The sequence below is a fragment of the Alteromonas sp. G5_S2_22_S1 genome, from assembly GCF_054968525.1.
In genome coordinates this window covers 125733-147770 of record NZ_JBQKUJ010000001.1, presented here as the reverse complement: position 1 = coordinate 147770, position 22038 = coordinate 125733, and the positions used below count along the sequence as shown (strand labels likewise).

The following is a 22038-nucleotide window of genomic DNA, read 5'->3' as shown; positions in this document are numbered from 1 at the left end:
GCGAGAAATGCTAGCTGATAACCTAGATACCAGTATGGTGACGACTATAGAGCAGCCCGAATTGCTGGTGGGACTATTATTGGCACATATCCTTGCTGATTTTTATTTTCAGCCCTTTGCATGGGTAAAGCAAAGAAATGAACGCCATGCTTTAGCGTTACCTCTATACATACACACCCTTATACACGGCGTTCTTGCTGGAGCTGTACTGCTACTGTTATCTGAAAATATAAGCTTAACCACAATAGGTGTTGGCGCTATTATTATCGCGGTATCACATTTTAAAATTGATGTTATCAAATCGTATTGTGTGCAAAGCACGACAGCGTTTGTTATTGACCAAATAGCGCATGTGGTCGTTCTTTTAGGCGTATTTTTATACGCTACCGATCAGTGGCAGTATGTTCTTAGTGCGTTAAGGCAGCTTAGCGCTGGCGACTTGGTGATAACGTTGGCGTATCTGGCTGTACTTAAACCCAGCTCCATCGTTATTAAACAGCTGTTATCGCCGTGGAGTAGTGAAGTATTATCGAGCAACACACAAACCACTCACCCCAACGACCCGCCAACCATTAGCACCGAAGCGCAGCAAACCCTGTCTTTAGCTGGGCAGCGCATAGGGTATCTAGAAAGGGTATTAATGCTGACTTTTGTATTATTAAACCAGTTTTCCGCAATTGGATTCCTTATTGCTGCGAAATCTATTTTCCGCTTTGGCGATCTCACTAAACACCAAGACAGAAAGCTCACTGAATACGTGCTGCTAGGCACCTTTACTAGCGTAGCAATGACCCTTGTTATAGGTTTACTATGCGCTGCCGCATTAGGGCGATTACCCATTAAACCCTGAAAAGCATTAATTCGTTTATAAAAGCTATGTTACGAACCATGCTGTTTGATGAATCGAATAATGGGTATTTCAAACGCTATTATCTACTCACTAAGTCGTTAACCTGGTACTTAGACGACGCTCTAACGTAAACAATAGTCTCATCGTCGCTTATATTGCGAAGGCGGTGCTTAGCCGGTGTAGAAGAAGCAACATAGCTGCCTGCGTTAAGCGTTCGCGCATTGGATTTATTCTCGTCTATGTAACTCAAACTACCTTGGATAACTACGGCTTTAAACTCATCACCACTGGATGTTATCGAACCTTCAAAGCCTTTTGGAAGCTTAACCAGTGTGCCGTAAACATTATTGGTATCGCCCCAAAGGTAAGTGGCAGAAACATCGTTGGCGGCGATATTAACCAGGTCGCTTTCTTGAAGCCACACCATGTTATCCACGTGCAGATTTACCGGTCGCTCACCATTGTCGAAATGTTCTTTTGACGGTTGAACTAAATACGGTCCCTCATCAATTTCAAGGTAAATAAGGTTCGTATGTTGATACCAGCTTTTTTGTGTCTTCTTTGGTATCATTAAATTAGGGTATTTTAATAATGATGCCAATATTATATGATACCCCAGTAGATGACACCAAAAAGGAAGTTAACTGAATAATGCGTATATTTGCTTATTGTCGAGTTTCTACCACAGAGCAAACGACAGAAAACCAAGTCATAGCTATCCGTCAAAAAGGATATGAAGTTTTTGATTCACGGACAGTCAGCGAGACAGTTTCGGGCTCGGTCGAAGCCATGAAGCGAGAAAAGTTTAAAATGCTAATTAATCACCAGATGGAAAAAGGGGATATGCTGGTGGTTTTGAAATTAGACCGTTTAGGTCGAGACAATATTGATGTGCAAAGTACAATTAATTTACTCACTGATAAAGGAATCAAGGTGGTGTGCCTAGATTTGCCAGTGGCTGATCTTTCTAGTGCAGAAGGTAAGCTTATGCTTCAAATGTTTTCTGCTTTTGCAGAGTTTGAGCGCAACAGGATTAGAGAGAGGACAAAAGAAGGGCTTGAACGAGCAAAAGCTGAAGGAAGAAAGCTAGGGCGTCCAGTAGCTAAGGCGACAACGCTATCCGTTCAGGCGAAGAAAGCTGAAGGGTTGTCTCAGTCTAAAACTGCTGAAGTATTGGGGCTAGGGATTGCGACAGTGAAGCGGCATTGGAACAAATAGGGGCTCAAAAATTCTTTGTATTTTGTACATAAACTTCGAAGTGAATATAAAATATTTTGTGAACGCATTTCTGAATCGGCAATTGAGTTGGGTTGTTGGTGTGTGTAATCTGTAGCTTATGGAACAGGCGGTTTTTATCACCGAACTTTATATGGAAGGACACTCTATGAAAATGAAGAAGAAAAAAAGCGAAATCACCGCAGACGATATCTTTTCCCACGCGGAAAAAATATATCAGGCATCAATCGCAATTAAATATACCGTGAACTCATGGCCTCCAGAGAATAGACTAGAACCGACGCTCAACTTCACTCCTGCCTACTATGTTACAACTTCATTTGCTTTTGAACTCTTAATCAAAACTCTTTTGGTATTAGATGGGCATTCTCCAAAGGAGTTTCACAAACCAAAGTATGGTCACGGCTTGGTAAGTATGTATGAGCTGTTACCCGATGACTGGAAGATTCAACTTGAACACGAGTTTAATAATCGGGTTCAGTCTAGCCCTAGTTATATACAGCAAAAAAAACTTATGGAGATAATGGGACATACTGCCTATGAACATCAATCTGTTAAAGACGTCTTGGTGTTAAATAACGATAGGTTTAAGGATTTTCGTTACGCCTATGAATTAAGTCATGATTATATGCTTCGAGTATTTCAACATAACGATTACGAAATGACTGAACTTATAAATGTGATGAGGAGTCTCGTATTAGTGTTAAAACCTGAACTCGATAAAAAGCTTTTGAACAATCACTGGGTGGGAGACTTGAGAAATAATAGAGAGCCTTCGCCTATGAGCAACTAATATTGTTTACTCAGATTTTGAAAGTAGTAGACAAAGTTAATATAGGCATTGTCATTAAGTCGATGAGAAAAAACTTAAGCTTAGCAGCGCTACTCTATTTACAGAGTCTTAGCTAACTGCGCCTCTAAAATGTTAGGGCTTAGAAGATATGAATTTTTTTGAAGAAGAACTGGGAGCTACATTAGCGGAAACAGATAGAGCCGAAAGGTTTGATAGGCTTTTTCACTATACATCCGTTGATGGGTTAAAAGGTATCTTAGATAACGAGTCGCTTTGGACAACACAGATCCAATATATGAATGACTCTAAAGAGTTCTCTCATGCGGTTGATTTTGCGTTGCAAATTATCAATAGAAAGAAAGAACAAATCGATGTCGATCTTATGAAGTACTTTGAGGCAATGGAGCAGACGCTAAAGTCAAGCAATGGAGCCAGAACGTTTATATTTTCAATGACTGAGAACCCTGACCAACTTAGCCAATGGCGTGGGTACTGTGGTCTTGGAGGTTATTCAGTCGGCTTGACGCTCTTTTCTAGAACACCTTGCACATGCACAAGGTTATCGACTAGAAAAATGTCTATACAATGACGCTAAAAAAGCGAGAGTAATTGAGGAAGTTATTGATGAGTCTGTAACTTTTTTTAGATCTCAAGGTCGAGTTTCTGATTATTCTGAAGTCGTTCACGATAGCAAATTTTACGGTCACTTTCTTCGAGTCGGCTCAATAATGAAGCACTCGTCGTTTGTTGAAGAAAATGAGTGGCGACTCGTCGGCGGACCATTTTCGTGGAAAAGCCCCACTTCTTGCTGGCGTACGAAAAATGGTCTTTTATTACCCTATTATGAGTTTAAATTAGAGCGTGACGATGAAGGCTTCTTACCAATATCGGAAATATTTATAGGCCCTTGTAGAGAGAAAAAATTAGCAGCTGACTTCCTAAGAACGTACATGCAAGTTACAGGAAATATGTTTCGCATGCGATACTCAAAGGCGCCTTATCGTGGTTAGATATAGAAACCTTTTATTCTAATGACATATATTTTGTATGCTTCAATTTAGTATAAGGTGTACCTAACGCAGCACTTAAATTTAATTAGCGTTCTGGATCACTGGTTAGAAGGTGTGAACACTTAACTTATATTTAACACTACTGTTTGCTTTACACTACTAACTAAGAAACTGCCAGTAGCTGCTTCTCGAATTTGCTCGCTCCACCAATTCATCATAGGGCGGCGACGTTCAAGGTAATCTGTTCGGTTATAAGCACTTCGTACTTGGTTATCATCTACGTGCGCTAGGGCTGCTTCAATCAGGTCGCGGTCAAAACCTTGTTCATTTAGCGTAGTGCTCGCTAATGAACGCAGGCCATGGCTAACTAAACGACCAGCGAAGCCCATACGTTTAAGAGCCATGTTTGCTGTTTGGCTATTACATGGCTTTTTCGGTCACGGTCAGAAGGGAATATAAACTCGCGATGGCCACTGATTGGTTTCATAACTTCAAGAAGTGCCATCATCTGGTCAGTAAGTGGAATACGCTGATCTCTGCGTTTTTTCATACGTTCCGACGGAATTGTCCAAACCTTACTTTCCATATCAATCTCTTTCCACATAGCACCAGATGCTTCGCTCGGCCTTGTCATAGTGTGCAGTTGCCATTCAATAAGACAGCGTGTGGTTCGCTTAATACTAGCATTGGCAATTGCTCTCATAAGCTCAGGTAGTTCTGCTGGCTTCAGTGCAGCCATGTTTTCCTTTTTCGGCTTTTTAAATGCTGCTTTAATCCCTACAAGTGGGTTAGCTTGAATAAACCCACAGTTTGTAGCGAAGTTCATTATTTCATTTAGGCGCTGTGATAAGCGTTTTACTGTTTCTAAACTTCCTTTAGCCTCAATTGGCTTAAGTAAGTCGATAATTTGTGGGGCAGTAATAGCACTTACCGGAACTTTCGATATTGAAGGGAATATGTGTAGCTCTAAAGAACGCCAGATATCAACCGCGTAGTCAGGTGTAATATCGTCCTTTTTAATTCCAAACCATTCTTTAGCTACGTTAATGAATGTATGCTGGTGGACAGACTTATACTCCTGCATCTGACGTTTACGCTCTTCCTGAGGGTCTATGCCTTGCGCAAGTAACTCGTTTGCTTCAAGTGTCGCTTTACGAGCATTCGCTAGTGATAGGTCAGGATACTTACCTAGACTGAGATTAGCTCTTTTACGGCTGGTAGGTCTGTAGTAATTAAATATCCAATTTTTAGAACCATTTGGCTTAATACGAAGTCGCAGGCCATCACCATCAAACAGGTTATATTCTTTTTCGCTTGGCTTTGCAGATTTGATTTCTTTATCAGATAGCCGTGTAGTAACTTTTGCCATAATGGGTACACCAATTTCATCTAGTTTGCGTAGTGTACCCAATGGTGTACCTAAAGATCAAAGAAGCTAGAGGAAGCTATTGAACGTTAAAATACGCTAAGTTATTGATTTTACGTTGTTGTAGACATAAAAAAAGACGTCATAGGACGTCTTAATTTATTGAATTGGTGGAGCTGGCGGGATTTGAACCCGCGTCCAGAAAATGTCTACCTTTGGTACTACATGCTTAGTTTGTCATTTATTTAACTGCTTGGAACTCCGACAAACAGGATTTCCTTGCAGCTGGCCTGATACTATTTCGCGGTTCACCCTCAGACAAGGTTCCCTCGCTATCCTACTTGGATGACCTTCCGAATCCCCGCTAGCAGGAAAAGACTAGGGTGGAAGGGCCTATACCGGTTATTAAGCGGCTAGTGCGTAAGTTTCGTCGTTTGCGACTATTTAAATGCGGCTTTTTTAAGAGGCCAACCGCTCCTCTGCATGCACCTCCGGCTTCCTAGATCCTGTCGAATCCTAATCAGCCCCGAGTGTGATTTTCAATAATAACACAAATCTCTCAGTGTTAAACGGTTTCTTTTTAAAATTGCTATAAATTTTAAGGGTTTGGCTATATTTCAAACAAAAAATATATCTAGCAATTCAACCGCTTACCGCCTCATATTAAACGCAAGTTCGCGACTAGTGTTCACTTGGCTTACTATCGAATTGCTTTATATATAGGGGCAGCTGCGTATTTTTCAAGGGGTGCAGTATGCAAACTGTATAAAAGGCAGGTGTGTAAGCTACAAGTTGTGCACTTGCTGTCGAAACTTTTAGCAAATTATTTAGGGGTAAAGTGCGTGTGCAAGGATGCAATTAGCGCTAATAACCATTAAAGTACGTGAGCATAAATAAAAGGCTAGTAGTGTAAATGTCTTCAGAATCCATATTGTATTCCCCCTATAATTTGCCATGCGGCATAACGGTGCGTAACCGTCTTGTTAAAGCCGCTATGGAAGAAAACATGTCGAGTATGGGTAATTTACCCGGCGAGTCGCTCTACGCTTTGTATCGATATTGGGCTCACGGCAATTTGGGTATGGTGATCACTGGGAATGTGATGGTCGATAAGGCGGCGATGACAGGGCCGGGTGGCGTTGCACTTGAAAGCGAAACCGAACTTGCGCCATTTGAAAAGTGGGCAAAGATTATTAAGTCGAACGGCGCGCTTGCAGTAATGCAAATTAATCACCCAGGCCGGCAGGTATTTAAAGCGATGAAGGGAAAAGCGATAGCTCCTTCAGCGGTTCCGCTTGATATGGGTAAGCATTCGAAGCTCTTTGCTCAACCTCGCGAAATGACTTGCCAAGATATCCACGACGTGTGCAAACGCTTTGTACAAACCGCTAAGCAGGCCGAAAAAGCAGGGTTTGACGGTGTGGAAATTCACGCTGCTCACGGTTATTTACTTACTCAGTTTTTATCTCCGCTAACCAATCAGCGTCAAGACGAGTGGGGCGGTTCTATAATCAATCGCGCTCGTTTATTAATAAATATCGTCAGCCAAGTACGTGCAGTGTGTGCCAAAGATTTCATTGTAATGGTTAAGCTTAATTCTGCTGATTTTCAGAAGAACGGTTTTTCTTTTGATGATGCGTGTGAGGTGGTTAATCGCCTTGAAGCGCTTGGAGTGGATGTGGTTGAACTTTCTGGTGGTAGCTACGAAGCGCCAGCGATGCAAGGTCAAACCCGCGACGATACTACATTGGCACGAGAAGCCTATTTTCTTGAATTTGCGCATGCACTGGAAAGTAAAACCGACATTCCACTTATGACCACAGGTGGTATTAAGCGCGCTGAAGTTGCCGAGCGGGTAATTCAGCAAGGCTGCGAACTGGTAGGTTTAGCCAGTGCGCTCGCCATTACGCCTGATCTCGCAAAGAAATGGCAACAGGAATGGAGTTATTCAGGCATTATTCCCCATTGCGCTTGGAAAGATAAATCCCTTGCCAGTCTTGCCAATATGGCTATGGTGCGAAGACAGTTAAGGCGTTTAGGAAATAATTTAACAACGCTAAGAAATCCTTCTCCGCTGTGGAGCCTTATTCTAGATATGTTGCACCGCAAGAAAATGACAAAGCGAGACGTGAATTAATACAACTTAAGGGCACACTCGGCTGTTAGTTGATTCGCTCCGCCAAAAAGAAAACCAAGGGTTTAGTGATTTATTTGCTACAGCGAATAGAAAAACACAGCGTTAAACGCTGTGTTTCATCATCCGTTCTTTCTGGCGCTGCCAGTCTTTGTCTTTTAAGGTGTCGCGCTTATCGTGGGCGTGCTTACCTTTAGCTAAGTGAATTTCTAGCTTCACCCAACATTTCTTCCAATACATGGAAGTAGCGACAATAGAGTAACCCTGGCGGTCTCGAGCACCCATTAAGCGATCTATTTCACGTTTCTTTAGCAGCAGTTTGCGGGCGCGCTCTGGTGCAGCAACCACGTGGGTAGAGGCCTGATTCAACGGACTAATTCTACAGCCCACTAAATACGCTTCGGCGTTTTGAATAATAATGTACGCGTCAGTGATATTAACTTTACCTGCGCGAATACTTTTAATTTCCCACCCCTGAAGCTCCAGACCTGCTTCGAACTTGTCTTCTAGAAAATAGTCGTGACGCGCCTTTTTATTTTGCGCGATATTTCCAGAGGTGTTTTTGTTGGCTTTGTTCTTTTTCATACTCGCTATTATACTGATTGTTCGGGGGAATGTCTTTAGTTGTCATTAATAACTCATATGGGGGCATTTGGTTCAAAACCGAATACAAGCGAAGCAATTTTTCTGTGATACAATGCCGCCAATAGTTTTAATAGTAGTGGAATCAATGCCAAGTATTCATAGAAGCGCGCTGGTAGCACATAGCGCAGAAGCCATGTTTAACTTAGTAAACGATGTAGCTTCTTACCCTGAGTTTTTACCAGGTTGTACCGATAGCAAAATTCTCGACACATCTACGCAAAGCATGAAGGCTTCTTTATTAGTGGCCAAGGCAGGTATAAAACAGTGGTTTACTACCCACAACGTGTTAGAGCCAGGCAAGAGCATTCAGATGCAACTTATCGATGGGCCGTTTCGCTCACTAACAGGTGGATGGACGTTCTCTGCGCTTTCTGAAGAGGCCTGTAAAATTGAACTTAATTTAGAGTTCGAATTTAGCAATAAGTTGGCTGAAATGGCGTTTGGAAAAGTGTTTAATAGCTTAGCCACAAGTATGGTTACTGCGTTCACTGAGCGTGCTAGGAGCGTTTACGCATGAGCAATAAACTCATTAATATTGAAGTTGCCTATGCATTGCCCACCAAGCAAGCCATTGTAGAAGTGGCTATTCACGAAAACGCGACGGTTGAAGAGGGGATTGCTGCTTCAAACATTACCGAGCAGTTTCCAGAAATTGATTTAAAGGCTGCTAAAGTTGGCATTTGGAGTCGCGTGGTTAAGCTTCGCGATACCCTGTCAGACGGCGATCGTATTGAAATTTATAGGCCCCTTATTGCAGACCCGAAAGAGATACGCAAGCGCAGGGCTGAAAAAGCAAAGGAAGAGGGCAGGGCTGATAAGGTAACGGGCGGGAAAGTAAACCCGCTTAAGGCGAAGTCTTAATTGCTTTCTAATTAACAACAGAAATAAAAATGGCCTTCAAATTGAAGGCCATTTTTTTAAGAAGAATACTATTTAGCTTTTTTCTGAAATACTTCCCAGTTCCAAAAACGGTGAGGCGTCGATGTCTTCTGCATCCATCATGCTAGCGATACGCTGAACGGTTGCTACCATTTGGCTTTGTTCCCATTCTTTTAGCTGAGAAAAGCGCTCAACGAAATGCTCTTGTAACGGACGAGGTGCATCCACTACCGCTTCCTTACCGCGTTCGGTTAAGAAAACGCCGACCTTTCTTTTGTCTTGCGTACTTCTAATGCGAGTCGCTAAGTCTCGTGATTCTAGCCTATCCAGAATATTGGTAATGGTTGCAGGGCTTAAGTTAATATTCTCTGCAATTTCGCGCACCATAATACCAGGGCGCTCTTCAATGTTCTGCATAACCAATAGCTGCGGGCCTGTTAGCCCCACGTGTTTGCTTAGCTGCTTGCTGCGTAGGTCTACAGCGCGAATTACGCGCCGTAGTGCCACTAATAGTTCTTCTTCTTTTCGCATGTTACTTCCAACAAATGCGCAACCCTTAAGGGTTACTTAAGCAAATGAATAAAATGTTGGTGTTTATGATAGTGATCGATCACGTCATTAATAACCGAAATTTTCGACCAGCCCATAATGTCATAGTTTTGACCACCTTCACTTAGGTGTACTTCGGCGCGATAGTACGTGGCCTTTTCGTTTTCGTCCAGTCTTGGTGTGTCAGTTGGACCAAATTCAGGCTGTTCTGTCGACGTTGGATACACCGCATAAACGAATTCCGGGTCTCCTCCTAATTCCACTGTTAAGGTAAGAGCTTCCTCGGTATCCTCAATTCTTACATCGAATTGCTGTTCTTTAAACTCTTCACCAACTTCAGTCATGGCAGGTTTAACCACCTTGTTGATGTAGCGTCTTACCGCTTTCTCATCTGGGAAGGTAACAATGTTTTCTAATCGTTCTTTCCAGTTTTTGTCAGAGTCACTATGCTGTGGCGAGCCTGCCAGCACCATTAAGCTTTCTCGCTTATAAGATTCTATACGCAGTGCTTTCAATAGCCCGGATATGGCAATAAGCAAGACAATAGCAAATGGCAGTGCAGCGGCAATAGTCATGGTTTGAAGTGCACCTAATCCGCCAGCATATAGAAGTATAGAACTCACAATACCTACACCAACTGCCCAGTAAACACGTTGCCATAGTGGGGTGTTGTTTTCACCGTGTGAACACAGCATGTCGACTACCATTGCGCCTGAATCACACGAGGTTACAAAGAATATAATCACCATAAGTACGGCGATAAAGCTCAGTACTGAAGAAAAAGGAAACTGTTCTAAAAATACAAATAGTGCGACGGAGGTATCGTCGTTAACCATTTGAGCAAGTACATCTTTTCCTTGTACCAAAACTTGGTCGATAGCACCGTTACCGAATATGGTCATCCAAAATAGGGTAAACGCTGAAGGGATAAGTAGTACACCGATAACGAATTCGCGAATAGTACGGCCGAATGAAATACGCGCTATAAACAGGCCTACGAAAGGCGCCCATGCTAACCACCAGCCCCAGTAAAAGATGGTCCAGCCACCAATCCAGTCAGTTTTCTCATAGGTGTATAAGTTAAAAGTGTTTCTCACAATGTCAGACAGGTATGCGCCAGTATTTTGCATAAAGGCCTGTAGCAAAAATACCGTTGGACCTAAAAACAACACGATTAACAGTAGGATAATAGCCAGCACCATGTTGGTTTCTGAAAGGCGACGAATACCTTTGTCCAGTCCAGTGGTAACTGAAATTACTGCTAAGCCAACCACACCGGCCATAATGGCAATTTGAACGCCTGTATTAGAAGGCAAACCAAACAAATAGTTAAAGCCAGCATTAACTTGCGATGCGCCAAAGCCAAGAGACGTTGAAATACCAAATACCGTCGAAGTAACGGCAAATATATCAACCACATGGCCTGGCCAACCGTAAATCCGGTCGCCGATAAGTGGGTAAAGCGCAGAACGAAGCGTTAGAGGTAAGTTCTGTCGGTAGGCAAAGTAGCCGAGTATAAGCGCTACCACTGCATAAATAGCCCAAGCGTGAATACCCCAATGGAAAAAGGTGGTTTTCATGGCTTCTCGTACGGCGTCTATACTTTCTGCCTGTGCAGTGGGCGGGGCCATAAAGTGCATTAATGGTTCAGCTACACCAAAGAACATGAGTCCGATACCCATACCTGCAGCAAACAGCATACTAAGCCAGGTGCCAAAGCTAAATTCTGGCGTAGCGTGGTCAGGGCCCAGTTTAATTTCCCCGTAGCGAGACATCCCTAAATACACTACTGCGAGAACAATAATCGTAACCGTTAATACGTAAAACCAACTACCGTTAGATACGATTACATCCTGCAATTTTTGGAAGATACTGTCTGCTAGTTCAGGCGTACCAGCAGCGAAAATAAGTAAACAGATTATCAAGGCAGACGATGTTAAAAACACCGGCTTGTTGAGTGGAGATTTATTTTCTGTCTCAGTCACGCAGTAATTTCCTTTCACCTTTGTTTGAATTTAGGTTAATACGTTGAAATATACAGCATGGAGCACTTTTTATAAACATCAGATGAAATAATTCGATTTGTATGCATTTGTACTGCACTTATCCATCAAACTTAATTTTGGGTGAAGAAAATGCTCTGTTAATTAGACTTTGGGTTATGTTTTCGCAACTTTAGGTTAATTATTAATCGTTAGAGTAGAAATTAAAATTAGTTGGTGTATTGTAATATATGATCTTTTTGATATGTGTATTAACTAAACACAATCCGAAGAAATAAAAAAACAACTGAAGGAAACACACACAAATGCGAAAAACTCAGCTTAGCTGTGCAATTGTCGCTGCACTGGCATCCACCTCTCTGGCGGCGCAGGATACGGGCGCGCCCGCTAAACTTGAAACCATTGAAGTTACCGCCACAAAACGAAGTGAATCAATTCAAGACGTACCTGTTGCGGTTTCTGCACTTGACGGAAAAGCGCTAGAAAATCTTGGTATTGATAACTTCCAAGACTACGTAGAGTTTTTACCTAACGTTGTATTCCAGGGGACGGGCCCAGGCCAAAACGAAATTTACATTCGCGGCGCTGCTACCACCCAATCAAGTATTACCCTTTCATCGGTCCAAGCGCTTCAGCCGTCTGTCGCTTTCTATCTTGATGAAATGCCTGTTTCCATGGCCGGTCGAAACTTAGATATTTTCGCTACAGATGTAGAGCGTGTAGAAGTACTCCCCGGGCCACAAGGTACGTTATTCGGCGCCAGCTCACAGGCAGGTACTGTTCGACTTATTACCAATAAACCTGATCACTCGGGTTTTTCAGCAGGCTTTGATACCAGTATCTCTACCACCAAAGGCGGTGATATGAGCAATACGGTTGAAGCGTACTTTAACGTTACGCCAACCGACAACTTAGCTCTTCGTGTTGCTGCGTATAACGAAAGCCAAGGTGGTTGGATAGACAATATCGAAAACGACCCAAACAACGGCGGCTATATCGGTAGTGCTGTGGTTATCGACCGTATATCAGGTGGTGCGCTTCAGGCTCAAGGTATAGACCCTGCTGATATGGATACACGTCGTGAAATTAACGGCTTTAATCGAAGCGAAGCTGCGGTAGTAACGCCAAGAAACAGTGAGCATGTAGAAGATAACTTTAACGATGCGGTTTATTCAGGTGCGCGTTTCGGCTTGTCTTACATTATCAATGAAGATTGGGATTTGTTGGTTCAGCACACCGAGCAAACGCTCGACACCGAAGGTGTATTTGCATACGACCCAACGGTAGAGGGTGAAAGCTCTGCAATTCGCTTTCAAAGCGATGAAAATTCTGATGAATTTGGCTTAACTACGTGGACGCTGAACGGCCGCCTTGAAAAACTCGATGTGGTTTACACCGGCGGTTACTTAGATCGCGAAATTGACACCCTTACCGACTACACGGGTTACACAAACGGTGGTTTGTTTTCGGCATATTACGTGTGTACGCATTATGAAACACCAGATAATCCAGATGACGCACGTTGTCTTGACCCAAGCAAGTATTACAAAGAAGACACCACAAGCACTCGTTTAACCCACGAGCTACGCTTCAGCACAACCATGGATACACCATGGCAGCTAACCGCAGGTGTGTTCTACGATGAACAAGAAGTGGGTTCAGTAGGTCAGTTCAAAATTGCTAGCCCCGAGATTTTCGAGAACTTAGCAAGTTCGTGGAACGCGCTTGCAGGCGATCGCGGTATTAACAGTGACGGCGGTCCTTTCTCGCCAGAAATCAGTTTTGTTAACGACGTTACCCATACTATCGAGCAAATCGCGGTATTTGGTCAATTGGGTTATGAAATTACCGACACAGTAACGGCTACCGTTGGTGCTCGCTGGTATCAGATTGATGATATTTACCGTGGTGCAACGTCTACCCGTGACGTAACAAGTCGTTTAGAAGCCTATGGTCAAGGCGTTTTAGACCCAGCAGTTTACGATGACCTAGGCCTTGACGGTCAAGGTGTTGTAGACGCAATACAAGACGGTTCTCTAGATATAGGCTTGTTGGGTGACGACGGTGTGTTAACCGTAGACGACACTATCTTCAAATTTGGTCTAGATTGGAAAGTAAACGAAAACGTATTGTTATTCGCAAACTATTCAGAAGGTTTCCGACCACCGGTAACCAACCGTTTAGGTGGTGACGCAGCAGCGAATAACACGGGCGCGTTTGCAGATTTCCGCGTGCCGGTTTATTCAACCACAGATACCCTCGATAACTATGAAATTGGCCTTAAAGGTGATTTCTTAGACGGTATCTTACGTGTCAACGCAACCGGTTATTACTCAGAAATTTCAGACTTGCAGACCTCTCGCTTCGACCCTACCAACATCAGCTTCTTGGTATTTACCGATAACGTAGGTGATGCAGAAGTTAAAGGTATTGATGCAGATATAACGTGGTTGGCCTCTGATAACCTAGTTATTAACGCAGCGTTCAGCGTGTTAGATACTGAACTAGTCAGTATCAACTCTGAACTTGAAGGTATTTCAGCAGGGGTGGGTAGCAAATTACCGTACTCTGCAGACTTCTCTGGAAACATTAGTGCTCGTTACTTCTTTGAGCTAGATGGCGGTAAAGAAGGTTTCGTTAATGCATCACTTACGTACACTGGCGATCGCCTTGCTGGCATGGTCATGAATGCCTACGCCATGGAAGATGCCACGCGCTTGATTTACGGTACAGGTTCTGGATTGAAGATTGAAGACGAAGGTGAAGTGTTTAACGGTGCGACCTATCCAGGCGCAGACGGTGAAACCATTCGCGGTGGTCGTTATATCCAAGAAAGTTACGTAATTGGTAACGTTTCAGTGGGTATGTCGTATGAAAGCTGGAAAGTTGAAGCGTTTATCGACAATGTTTTCGACAAGTCGGCTATCTTAAATATCGATACCCAGCAGTACACGCCTAAAGTCGTGACGAATCGTCCACGTACTATCGGCTTACGCTTCTCTTACGATTATTATTAATAGTAAGCGATGATTAATAGTATAAATTAATCATGTAAAAGCGTTTAAACGGCAGACTTTACGTCTGCCGTTTTCATTACTAATGCTTGAAGAATTAGGTACTATTAATTTCATCGAATTAACAGCACTGCAAACAGGCGCTACTAAGAATTATAACGAAGGCTATGACACCAGAAGATATCCAACATGAAATACGCGCTATTAAACAAGCGCTGCAACGCGCTCAATTCTTATTAGCCAATGAACGCGTTGAACACCTATTGTCCACGTCGCTTAGCGAGCAGCAACGCTTAGAAGTCCATTATCTTGCAGCGGTTACACATAGAATGGCAAAGCAATATGATGAGGCCTTTCGTCATATCGACGTACTGCTTTCACTTTCTCCCGATTACGGCAGGGCGTATCAAGAGCTTGCTTATTGTCATGAAGCGAAGGGTAACGGTAAAGAAGCGTCGAGCGCGTTTTTTAAAGCAACGCATTTTAATCCCGCGCTGATCAGCAGTTGGAAAAAACTGCTGTCAATTTATCAACGTCACAATGATGTCACTGCGGTACAAATGGCAACCAAGCAAATAGCGCACTTGCAGTCGCTACCAGCGCCTGTATTAGGGGCTTACGACCTTATGTACGAAAAGCAGTTCGCTGCTGCAGAGCAGGTATGCCGGCAGTTTCTGACCAAGCACAAGCATCACCCCGAAGCAATGATGCTACTTGCTGAAATAGGCATGCAACTTAAGGTTTATAGCGACGCTGAGTTTCTTTTAGAAAGCTGTGTTGAGCTTTATCCAGATAATGAAAAAGCAGCCTTAGCCTATCAAAATGTGCTGTCTAAGTTAGGCAAGTTTCCAGAGGCGGTACAAGTGGCTCGCCAAAGGTTAGAGCATAACCCCACTAGCTTTAGTATAAAAACCAGCTTGGCCCATGCGCTTGTTGGTGTAGGGCAATTAGATGAGGCCATTACTGTTTACCGTGATGTACTTGCAGAAAACCCGGATAGACCCAAAGTGTGGGTATCGCTTGGCCATGCGTTAAAAGCAAAAGGGGATACGCCTGATGCGGTTAGTGCGTACGAAAAGGCCATAGACTATGCCAGTGACTACGGCGACGCCTATTGGAGCCTCGCAAACACGAAAACCTATAAGTTTAGTGACGCACTACTTGCGCAAATGTCTGAACAGCTAAACAGCAATGCTATAAAGTTAGAAGATAAAATACATGTGTGCTTTGCACTAGGTAAAGGGCTTGAAGACCGGGGAGAGGCTAGCAAAGCCTTCAATTATTACCAGCAAGGAAACAGCTTAAAGCGCAGCACCCTTCAATTTGATATTGCAAGGACAGAGGAAGCGCTAAACGCACAGCAGCGCGCTTTCTCAAGTGAAGACTTTAATAAAGTAGAAGGTTGCCAAGCGCCTGACCCTATCTTTATTGTTGGCTTGCCGCGTGCAGGCTCAACGTTATTGGAGCAAATTCTCGCGTCACATTCAAAAGTCGATGGCACCATGGAGCTTCACGATATATTGGGCATTGCTTCATCGTTAAGTCATCAAAAGACGCCTTATCCATTGAACGTTAATGCGTTAGATGGAGAAACGCTTGAAAAGCTTGGCGCGCGTTATATCGAGCAAACTCGTGCTTACCGACAAGGCGCGCCATTGTTCATCGATAAAATGCCCAATAACTTTATTCATATTGGCCTAATTAAGAAGATACTGCCTAACGCTAAAATTATCGATGCGCGAAGAAATCCTATGGACTGCTGCTTTAGCGGCTTTAAGCAGCTATTCGGTGAGGGGCAGGAATTTAGTTACTCGCTTTCCGATATTGGGCGCTATTACAAAGCTTATGAAAAGCTTATGGATCACTGGCACGCGGTGCTGCCGGGGGAGATTCTTACCGTACAGCACGAAGAGGTATTAGACGATTTAGAAGGCCAAGTCAGACGTATCTTAGATTTTTGTGGGTTAGACTTTGAAGAAGCGTGTTTAGCATTTCACCAAACCAAGCGGGTTATTAAAACGCCAAGTTCTGAACAGGTTCGCCAACCTATTTATAAAACAGGAATGGGGCAGTGGAAACCTTTTGATAACTATTTAGCTGACCTAAAACAAGCGCTAGGTGGAAACACGTCGGTGACAAATAATTGAGTGATAGACAAAAGTAAAAAAGGTCATGGCTGTCTTAAAGCCAATGTCGTTTGGATTGTCGCTACTACCGCCTAAGAAATAAGATACAGCGCCTTCTTTCGTTAGGCGACATGTTTGAGAGCCAAAGTTAAGCGTAGGTTTGAATAGCACCTTTCCATTTAGGTAAGCTGTTACTCCTTAGACATTAAAAAATGTTAACCATTCTTAATCTAATTTTCGATTTTCGACGTTACAACGTTATATGGTGTCGAGTTTGTAAACTCGAATACATGGAAAGCGACGACTTATTGAAGGTTTAGTCATGAATGACGTTACACAGCTAATATTGATGTATTTCATTATACCGCTGTGGTTCATAGCGGGGATAGTCGACTGGTTTTGCCACCGCAGCAGTAATATCGCTGCTACCGCCGGGCCGAAAGAATCCTTAATTCATCTATTGATGTTTTTAGAGGTGGGGGTTCCACTTTTTCTGGTTCTTCTTTTTGAAGTGAATAGCTTAATTATTGCTGTAGGTATAGTGTTTTTCTTGTTACACGAGCTTACCGCACTGTGGGACGTTAGCTACGCCGTATCGAAAAGACGAGTCGGGCCCATTGAGCAACATGTGCACAGCTTTTTGGAAATGATACCGCTGCTCGCATTAATTTTGGTGATTGCCAGACATTGGTCTCATTTTATAGCGTTATTTGGGCTAGGCGAAAGCCCTGCTGATTTTGGTTTGCGGTTTAAGCAAGAGCCCCTTCCAACTTGGTATTTACTATCAGTTGTAGCCGTTGCTGCCGTCTTAGAGTTTTTACCTTATGTAGAGGAGTTGATAAGAGGTATGAAAGCAAAAGAAAAAAGTTCACGAGAAAAAGCGACTTTGTCTTCAGACAAAGAAAACCAACGAAATAGAGAGGCGGACGTTTCACACCAAGATGCAGAAGCAGCGAGCCCCTATGCGTCATCTTTCGCAGGTGAAGAAGACCCAGGTGTAGCACTTGAAGAATGGGTGGAAAGCAATAAAAAGTGACGTTCTCATAGCGGGTGATAAAAAGTGAAGCAAAACCAGAGTCTTATTTATAGGGTGCCTTGTAGGCTTATAAAAGCTCAACAAAGCACCGCGATATAAAAAAGCGCTGTATAAAACGCAGTAGGTAAACATCGCCGCTGCAGCAAAGGTAGTTACTGATAACTTAAAAGCCCGGCTAGTATTTGCGACGTTTAAGCCCTGTTTCCGCCAAGATCTTCGCTGAAATCTCTTCTATGGAGTACTTGGTACTATTTAAGAATGGGATTTTTTCCTTTCTGTATAAGTTTTCAACTTCCCTCAACTCCATCCTACATTGTTGAATAGACGCATATTTACTGTTTGCTCTTCGCTCTGAGCGTATTTGGTGTAGACGGTCGGCGGCGATGGTTAAACCAAACAGCTTGTGTTTATAGCGTCGAAGGGCAGGAGGAAGCTTTAACATGTCGCCCATGTCTTCTTCGGTAAACGGGTAATTAGCTGCTTTAATTCCATACTGAAGTGCTAAATACAGGCTTGTTGGTGTTTTTCCAGAGCGGGAAACACCGGTAAGAATGATATCTGCCTCATCGTAGTCTTTTAAGTTCGAGCCATCATCATTGGCCAACGCATAGTTTACGGCTTCAATTCTAATGTCGTAAGTGGTTTCGTGGATACTGTGAGTGCGGTGTTTTTCTGGTTTTGACGGAACACCTAATACTTTTTCGAGCGGAGCAACGAACTGATCGAGGAAATTGTAATTAATGCCCACCGATTTCGAAATAATCTTGCGAACATCTACATTCACAATTGTATAAAAAACGAGCGGCCGCTCTCCGTTGTCTTGAAAACTTTCAGAAATTTGCTGCAATACTTTATGAGCTTGTTCCTCAGTTTCAACGAAAGGAATGGTGTTGTGATTAAACGAAACGGGGAACAGAGAAAGCAGGGCGTGGCCAAAGACCTCTGCAGTGATGGCAGTACCATCTGAAATATAAAAAGCTGTACGCACAACATATCCTTAACATTGGTGTAATTTTATTACAAAAGTAATAAAGGGTTTACATTCTGAATTTCCCCATTCTAAGATGATTTCGTCGAAAAGCTACACGGTTCTTGTGAATGATGGCAATTATCAACAGGTTTGCTGTCAAACGTAATGGACGGCGTTATGGGTGATAACACCCACACCTCGACAACAATTTGATTTGTTTCAGGCGATAATAAGCACAAACCTGGAACTTACCTCATACCCTACACATAAAAAAGCTGGAGGCTTGGGCTGTGCAAGAATACGTACTTTGGTATCAAGAACTGGGCATGCATGATGTGGGTCGCGTAGGCGGCAAAAATGCATCATTAGGCGAGATGATTTCAAACCTGGCTAACGCCGGTGTGCAGGTGCCGGGTGGTTTTGCTACCACCGCCGAAGCATTTAACGAATTTCTAGAGCAAAGTGGCCTAGAAGCCAGGATCCATGAAGTTTTAGATTCATTAGACGTAGATGACGTGAATGCCCTTGCTGAAGCGGGCAAGAATATTCGTCAGTGGATTATCGACACGCCATTTCAAGGCAAGTTAGAAGAAGAAATCAAAACGGCATTTGTTACCCTCCAAGGGGATGCGGGTGAAGAGGCGTCATTCGCGGTGCGCTCTTCAGCCACGGCAGAAGATATGCCTGATGCGTCATTTGCCGGTCAGCAAGAAACTTTCCTAAATGTTAAAGGTTACGAGTCGGTTCTTGTGGCGATTAAACACGTGTTTGCGTCACTGTTTAACGACCGCGCGATTTCTTATCGCGTACACCAAGGTTACGACCACAAAGGTGTGGCGCTGTCTGCGGGTATTCAGCGCATGGTGCGCAGTGATATCGCTTCATCAGGCGTTATGTTTACTATCGATACAGAGTCTGGTTTTGAAGACGTAGTATTTATTACCAGTTCATTCGGTTTAGGTGAAATGGTGGTGCAGGGCGCAGTAAACCCTGATGAGTTCTACGTGCACAAACCTACGTTAGACAAAGGGCTTCCCGCCATCGTACGTCGTAACCTAGGTAGCAAGCTTACCAAGATGATTTACTCAGACGACGAAGCACACGGCAAACAAGTGTCCATCGTTGATATTGATGCTGCTGATAGCAAAACGTTCTCGCTTAACGACGATGAAGTGATGGAACTAGCAAAGCAAGCGCAAATCATTGAAAAGCATTACCAACGCCCTATGGATATCGAATGGGCGAAAGACGGCGTAGACGGTAAGCTTTATATCGTTCAGGCACGCCCAGAAACCGTGCGCAGCCGAGAAGACTCACAAAGCATTGAGCGCTTCCAACTAAAAGGCCAAAGCAATATCGTTGTTGAAGGCCGCGCAATTGGTCATAAAATTGGTGCTGGTGTAGCTAAAGTGCTCGACTCAATTGAAGAGATGGACAAAATTCAAGCCGGCGACGTACTGGTGACTGACATGACAGACCCTGATTGGGAACCTATCATGAAGAAGGCGTCTGCCATTGTTACCAATCGTGGTGGACGTACCTGTCACGCGGCTATTATTGCTCGCGAGCTTGGTATTCCTGCGGTAGTCGGTTGCGGTAACGCTACTGACAGTATAAAAAACGGTGACAAGATTACCGTTTCTTGTGCAGAGGGCGATACGGGTTATATTTACGGTGACGAGCTTGAGTTTGACGTAGTCACTTCGCGTATAGACGCTATGCCAGATTTACCGTTAAAGGTAATGATGAACGTAGGTAACCCAGATCGCGCGTTCGACTTCGCTCGTCTTCCAAATGCAGGCGTAGGCCTTGCGCGTCTTGAATTTATTATCAACCGCATGATTGGCGTTCACCCGAAAGCATTGCTTAATTTCGATAGTCAGCCTGAAGAGCTGAAAGAAGAAATTAGCGACATGATTGCAGGCTACGCGTCGCCAACGGAATACTACATCGAGAAGCTAGTTGAAGGTATTTCAACCATTGGTGCGGCGTTCTCACCTGAAAAAGTTATCGTTCGTATGTCAGATTTTAAATCTAACGAATACTTTAACTTAGTTGGCGGTTACCAATACGAGCCAGACGAAGAGAACCCTATGCTAGGTTTCCGTGGCGCTAGCCGTTACATATCTGAAGACTTCCGCGACTGCTTCGCACTTGAGTGTGAAGCCATAAAGCGTGTACGCAATGATATGGGCCTTACTAACGTAGAAATTATGATTCCGTTTGTACGTACGTTAGATGAAGGGCGTCAGGTTATCGAATTGCTTGAAGAGCAAGGCTTGAAGAAAGGCGAAAACGGCCTTCGCGTTATTATGATGTGTGAGCTTCCTTCCAATGCGTTACTTGCTGACAAGTTCCTCGATATTTTCGACGGTTTTTCTATAGGCTCTAATGACTTAACCCAGCTTACATTAGGGTTAGACCGAGACAGTGGCGTGATTGCCCACCTATTCGATGAGCGAGATGAAGCGGTTAAAGCACTGCTTTCAATGGCAATTCAAGCTGCTAAAAAGCGTGGTAAATACGTGGGTATTTGTGGCCAAGGGCCGTCTGACCATGAAGATTTCGCAGCTTGGTTGGTAGAAGAAGGTATCGATTCGGTATCGCTTAACCCCGATACTGTGGTTGAGACATGGCTATACCTTGCTGAAAAGCACGGCTAAACCAATAGGTCTAATCCCAGACTAAGTGGGCAACGATCTAACTTAGACACAACGCGAACGCGAGGGTTAAAAGAGACCTTTCGATTAATGCCAGTCAGTTAAGCTGACTGGCATTTTTCTTTTTTGTTTCCCGCTTACATCAAGCGGAGTAGCGGTTTAAAACAGATCTGTGCCAGCAGTAAATTCCTTAAAAAAACGATGGTTATTTAGGAAAAATATGGGTTTTTAGCCGCTAATAGCATGACTTTGTGTAATTAAAAATGTAATATTACAAAGTGACTTTCACATCAAATTTCAGATTAATAACTAACTTGGTTGAACTCTTATGGCACATAATGACAGCACGGTTTCAGTAAATACTTCCGAAGAAAATGTTATGCAATCAGGCTCTGTGGCAGAGCAGCTGGCGCAAGCCCAAAAAGAAATTAACGAACTAAAAATGCAATTAATGTGGATGGAACGCAACTACGAATAAGTGTTGTGTCGCATAGAGCTAGAACTGAAACGGTAGTTTACTTTCAAAAATGATTGAGAGTTATGAAAGTTTACACGTGGGCTTTCATAAAGGCTTTTATAGCGTAATCTACAACATGCGTGGCGCATTTAGCTAAAAGCTTATTGCTACTAGCGCTGAGCACTACCGTATTTATATGCTATCGTGATTAGTATAAGAAAGCGGTCAGAGGGAAAATGGCGTATCAATTCAAGTTTTTTGCACAGCCAGTAATTAGTAATATAAGAACCTTCTGTGAAGCAGCGCTTGT

The 22038-nt window shown here is 43.4% G+C and carries 18 protein-coding genes, 1 other RNA gene and 1 pseudogene; 13 read left to right on the top strand and 7 right to left on the bottom strand.

Translation table 11 applies throughout. From position 1 onward, the window contains the following. The first annotated feature begins 7 nt into the window (after positions 1–7). Complete coding sequence (locus ACTRWF_RS00750; protein WP_020743461.1) at positions 8–850, top strand: DUF3307 domain-containing protein; 843 nt, start codon at positions 8–10, stop codon at positions 848–850. A gap of 79 nt (positions 851–929) precedes the next feature. On the opposite strand, the gene ACTRWF_RS00745 is transcribed toward ACTRWF_RS00750, so the two are convergent. Next, positions 930–1451 (bottom strand): DUF4437 domain-containing protein, encoded by a 522-nt coding sequence (locus ACTRWF_RS00745; RefSeq protein WP_462834940.1) that lies wholly within the window; start codon positions 1449–1451, stop codon positions 930–932. 50 nt (positions 1452–1501) lie between these two features. Between ACTRWF_RS00745 and ACTRWF_RS00740 the strand changes: the two genes are divergently transcribed. The 4 genes from ACTRWF_RS00740 to ACTRWF_RS00725 all read left to right on the top strand — a co-directional run bounded on the left by ACTRWF_RS00740 (position 1502) and on the right by ACTRWF_RS00725 (position 3889). Further along, positions 1502–2068 carry a recombinase family protein gene (locus tag ACTRWF_RS00740; RefSeq protein ID WP_020743463.1) on the top strand — a complete coding sequence of 189 codons (567 nt, stop codon included), beginning with the start codon at positions 1502–1504 and terminating at the stop codon, positions 2066–2068. Positions 2069–2234: 166 nt separating this feature from the next. Further along, on the top strand, positions 2235–2879 hold the full coding sequence (locus ACTRWF_RS00735) for a hypothetical protein (protein ID WP_462834939.1): 645 nt from the start codon (positions 2235–2237) through the stop codon (positions 2877–2879). A 148-nt stretch (positions 2880–3027) separates the two neighbouring features. Beyond that, positions 3028–3468 carry a hypothetical protein gene (locus tag ACTRWF_RS00730; RefSeq protein ID WP_462834938.1) on the top strand — a complete coding sequence of 147 codons (441 nt, stop codon included), beginning with the start codon at positions 3028–3030 and terminating at the stop codon, positions 3466–3468. Positions 3469–3487: 19 nt separating this feature from the next. Further along, complete coding sequence (locus tag ACTRWF_RS00725; RefSeq protein WP_462835074.1) at positions 3488–3889, top strand: hypothetical protein; 402 nt, start codon at positions 3488–3490, stop codon at positions 3887–3889. Positions 3890–4011: 122 nt separating this feature from the next. Here the strand turns inward: ACTRWF_RS00725 and ACTRWF_RS00720 are convergent. Together ACTRWF_RS00720 and ssrA are read right to left on the bottom strand one after the other, a co-directional pair. Then, positions 4012–5258: pseudogene (locus tag ACTRWF_RS00720) on the bottom strand (integrase domain-containing protein). A gap of 165 nt (positions 5259–5423) precedes the next feature. Further along, positions 5424–5783: a transfer-messenger RNA gene (gene ssrA / locus ACTRWF_RS00715) on the bottom strand. A gap of 385 nt (positions 5784–6168) precedes the next feature. Between ssrA and ACTRWF_RS00710 the strand changes: the two genes are divergently transcribed. After that, positions 6169–7392: an oxidoreductase gene (locus tag ACTRWF_RS00710; RefSeq protein WP_462834937.1), complete on the top strand. Its 1224-nt coding sequence runs from the start codon at positions 6169–6171 to the stop codon at positions 7390–7392. A gap of 102 nt (positions 7393–7494) precedes the next feature. On the opposite strand, the gene smpB is transcribed toward ACTRWF_RS00710, so the two are convergent. Further along, positions 7495–7974 (bottom strand): SsrA-binding protein SmpB, encoded by a 480-nt coding sequence (gene smpB / locus ACTRWF_RS00705; RefSeq protein WP_012518302.1) that lies wholly within the window; start codon positions 7972–7974, stop codon positions 7495–7497. A gap of 145 nt (positions 7975–8119) precedes the next feature. Here smpB and ACTRWF_RS00700 point away from each other — a divergent pair, with 145 nt between their 5' ends. Then, positions 8120–8551, top strand: coding sequence for a type II toxin-antitoxin system RatA family toxin (locus ACTRWF_RS00700; RefSeq protein ID WP_012518303.1), 432 nt, complete (start codon positions 8120–8122; stop codon positions 8549–8551). After that, entirely contained in the window at positions 8548–8895 is a 348-nt protein-coding gene (locus ACTRWF_RS00695; protein ID WP_012518304.1) for an RnfH family protein, read from the top strand. The genes ACTRWF_RS00700 and ACTRWF_RS00695 overlap by 4 nt, the downstream gene beginning before the upstream one ends. A 72-nt stretch (positions 8896–8967) precedes the next feature. Here ACTRWF_RS00695 and ACTRWF_RS00690 read toward each other — a convergent pair whose 3' ends face one another. Both ACTRWF_RS00690 and ACTRWF_RS00685 read right to left on the bottom strand, forming a co-directional pair. Further along, positions 8968–9444 carry a MarR family winged helix-turn-helix transcriptional regulator gene (locus ACTRWF_RS00690; protein WP_012518305.1) on the bottom strand — a complete coding sequence of 159 codons (477 nt, stop codon included), beginning with the start codon at positions 9442–9444 and terminating at the stop codon, positions 8968–8970. 32 nt (positions 9445–9476) lie between these two features. Continuing rightward, complete coding sequence (locus ACTRWF_RS00685; protein WP_012518306.1) at positions 9477–11447, bottom strand: BCCT family transporter; 1971 nt, start codon at positions 11445–11447, stop codon at positions 9477–9479. A gap of 323 nt (positions 11448–11770) precedes the next feature. On the opposite strand from ACTRWF_RS00685, the gene ACTRWF_RS00680 reads away from it, so the two are divergent. The 3 genes from ACTRWF_RS00680 to ACTRWF_RS00670 all read left to right on the top strand — a co-directional run bounded on the left by ACTRWF_RS00680 (position 11771) and on the right by ACTRWF_RS00670 (position 17641). Further along, entirely contained in the window at positions 11771–14482 is a 2712-nt protein-coding gene (locus tag ACTRWF_RS00680; RefSeq protein WP_348681527.1) for a TonB-dependent receptor, read from the top strand. A gap of 164 nt (positions 14483–14646) precedes the next feature. Next, positions 14647–16626, top strand: a complete 1980-nt coding sequence (locus tag ACTRWF_RS00675; protein ID WP_462834936.1) for a sulfotransferase — start codon at positions 14647–14649, stop codon at positions 16624–16626. Positions 16627–16927: 301 nt separating this feature from the next. Beyond that, the gene (locus ACTRWF_RS00670) at positions 16928–17641 is read left to right on the top strand and encodes a diguanylate cyclase (RefSeq protein WP_462834935.1); all 714 of its coding nucleotides are present in this window, start codon (positions 16928–16930) and stop codon (positions 17639–17641) included. Positions 17642–17816: 175 nt separating this feature from the next. Here the strand turns inward: ACTRWF_RS00670 and ppsR are convergent, their stop codons facing one another. Next, positions 17817–18629 carry a posphoenolpyruvate synthetase regulatory kinase/phosphorylase PpsR gene (ppsR, locus tag ACTRWF_RS00665; RefSeq protein WP_462834934.1) on the bottom strand — a complete coding sequence of 271 codons (813 nt, stop codon included), beginning with the start codon at positions 18627–18629 and terminating at the stop codon, positions 17817–17819. Positions 18630–18901: 272 nt separating this feature from the next. Here ppsR and ppsA point away from each other — a divergent pair, with 272 nt between their 5' ends. Both ppsA and ACTRWF_RS00655 read left to right on the top strand, forming a co-directional pair. Beyond that, entirely contained in the window at positions 18902–21274 is a 2373-nt protein-coding gene (ppsA, locus tag ACTRWF_RS00660) for a phosphoenolpyruvate synthase (RefSeq protein WP_015067087.1), read from the top strand. 325 nt (positions 21275–21599) lie between these two features. Further along, positions 21600–21749, top strand: a complete 150-nt coding sequence (locus ACTRWF_RS00655; protein WP_023559661.1) for a hypothetical protein — start codon at positions 21600–21602, stop codon at positions 21747–21749. Positions 21750–22038 lie beyond the last annotated feature (289 nt).

Coding starts and splice junctions, on each gene's coding strand:
- ACTRWF_RS00750 (WP_020743461.1), top strand. CDS start 8: ATGCTAGCTGATAACCTAGATACCAGTATGGTGACGACTATAGAGCAG.
- ACTRWF_RS00740 (WP_020743463.1), top strand. CDS start 1,502: ATGCGTATATTTGCTTATTGTCGAGTTTCTACCACAGAGCAAACGACA.
- ACTRWF_RS00735 (WP_462834939.1), top strand. CDS start 2,235: ATGAAAATGAAGAAGAAAAAAAGCGAAATCACCGCAGACGATATCTTT.
- ACTRWF_RS00730 (WP_462834938.1), top strand. CDS start 3,028: ATGAATTTTTTTGAAGAAGAACTGGGAGCTACATTAGCGGAAACAGAT.
- ACTRWF_RS00710 (WP_462834937.1), top strand. CDS start 6,169: ATGTCTTCAGAATCCATATTGTATTCCCCCTATAATTTGCCATGCGGC.
- smpB (WP_012518302.1), bottom strand. CDS start 7,974: ATGAAAAAGAACAAAGCCAACAAAAACACCTCTGGAAATATCGCGCAA.
- ACTRWF_RS00700 (WP_012518303.1), top strand. CDS start 8,120: ATGCCAAGTATTCATAGAAGCGCGCTGGTAGCACATAGCGCAGAAGCC.
- ACTRWF_RS00695 (WP_012518304.1), top strand. CDS start 8,548: ATGAGCAATAAACTCATTAATATTGAAGTTGCCTATGCATTGCCCACC.
- ACTRWF_RS00690 (WP_012518305.1), bottom strand. CDS start 9,444: ATGCGAAAAGAAGAAGAACTATTAGTGGCACTACGGCGCGTAATTCGC.
- ACTRWF_RS00680 (WP_348681527.1), top strand. CDS start 11,771: ATGCGAAAAACTCAGCTTAGCTGTGCAATTGTCGCTGCACTGGCATCC.
- ACTRWF_RS00675 (WP_462834936.1), top strand. CDS start 14,647: ATGACACCAGAAGATATCCAACATGAAATACGCGCTATTAAACAAGCG.
- ACTRWF_RS00670 (WP_462834935.1), top strand. CDS start 16,928: ATGAATGACGTTACACAGCTAATATTGATGTATTTCATTATACCGCTG.
- ACTRWF_RS00655 (WP_023559661.1), top strand. CDS start 21,600: ATGGCACATAATGACAGCACGGTTTCAGTAAATACTTCCGAAGAAAAT.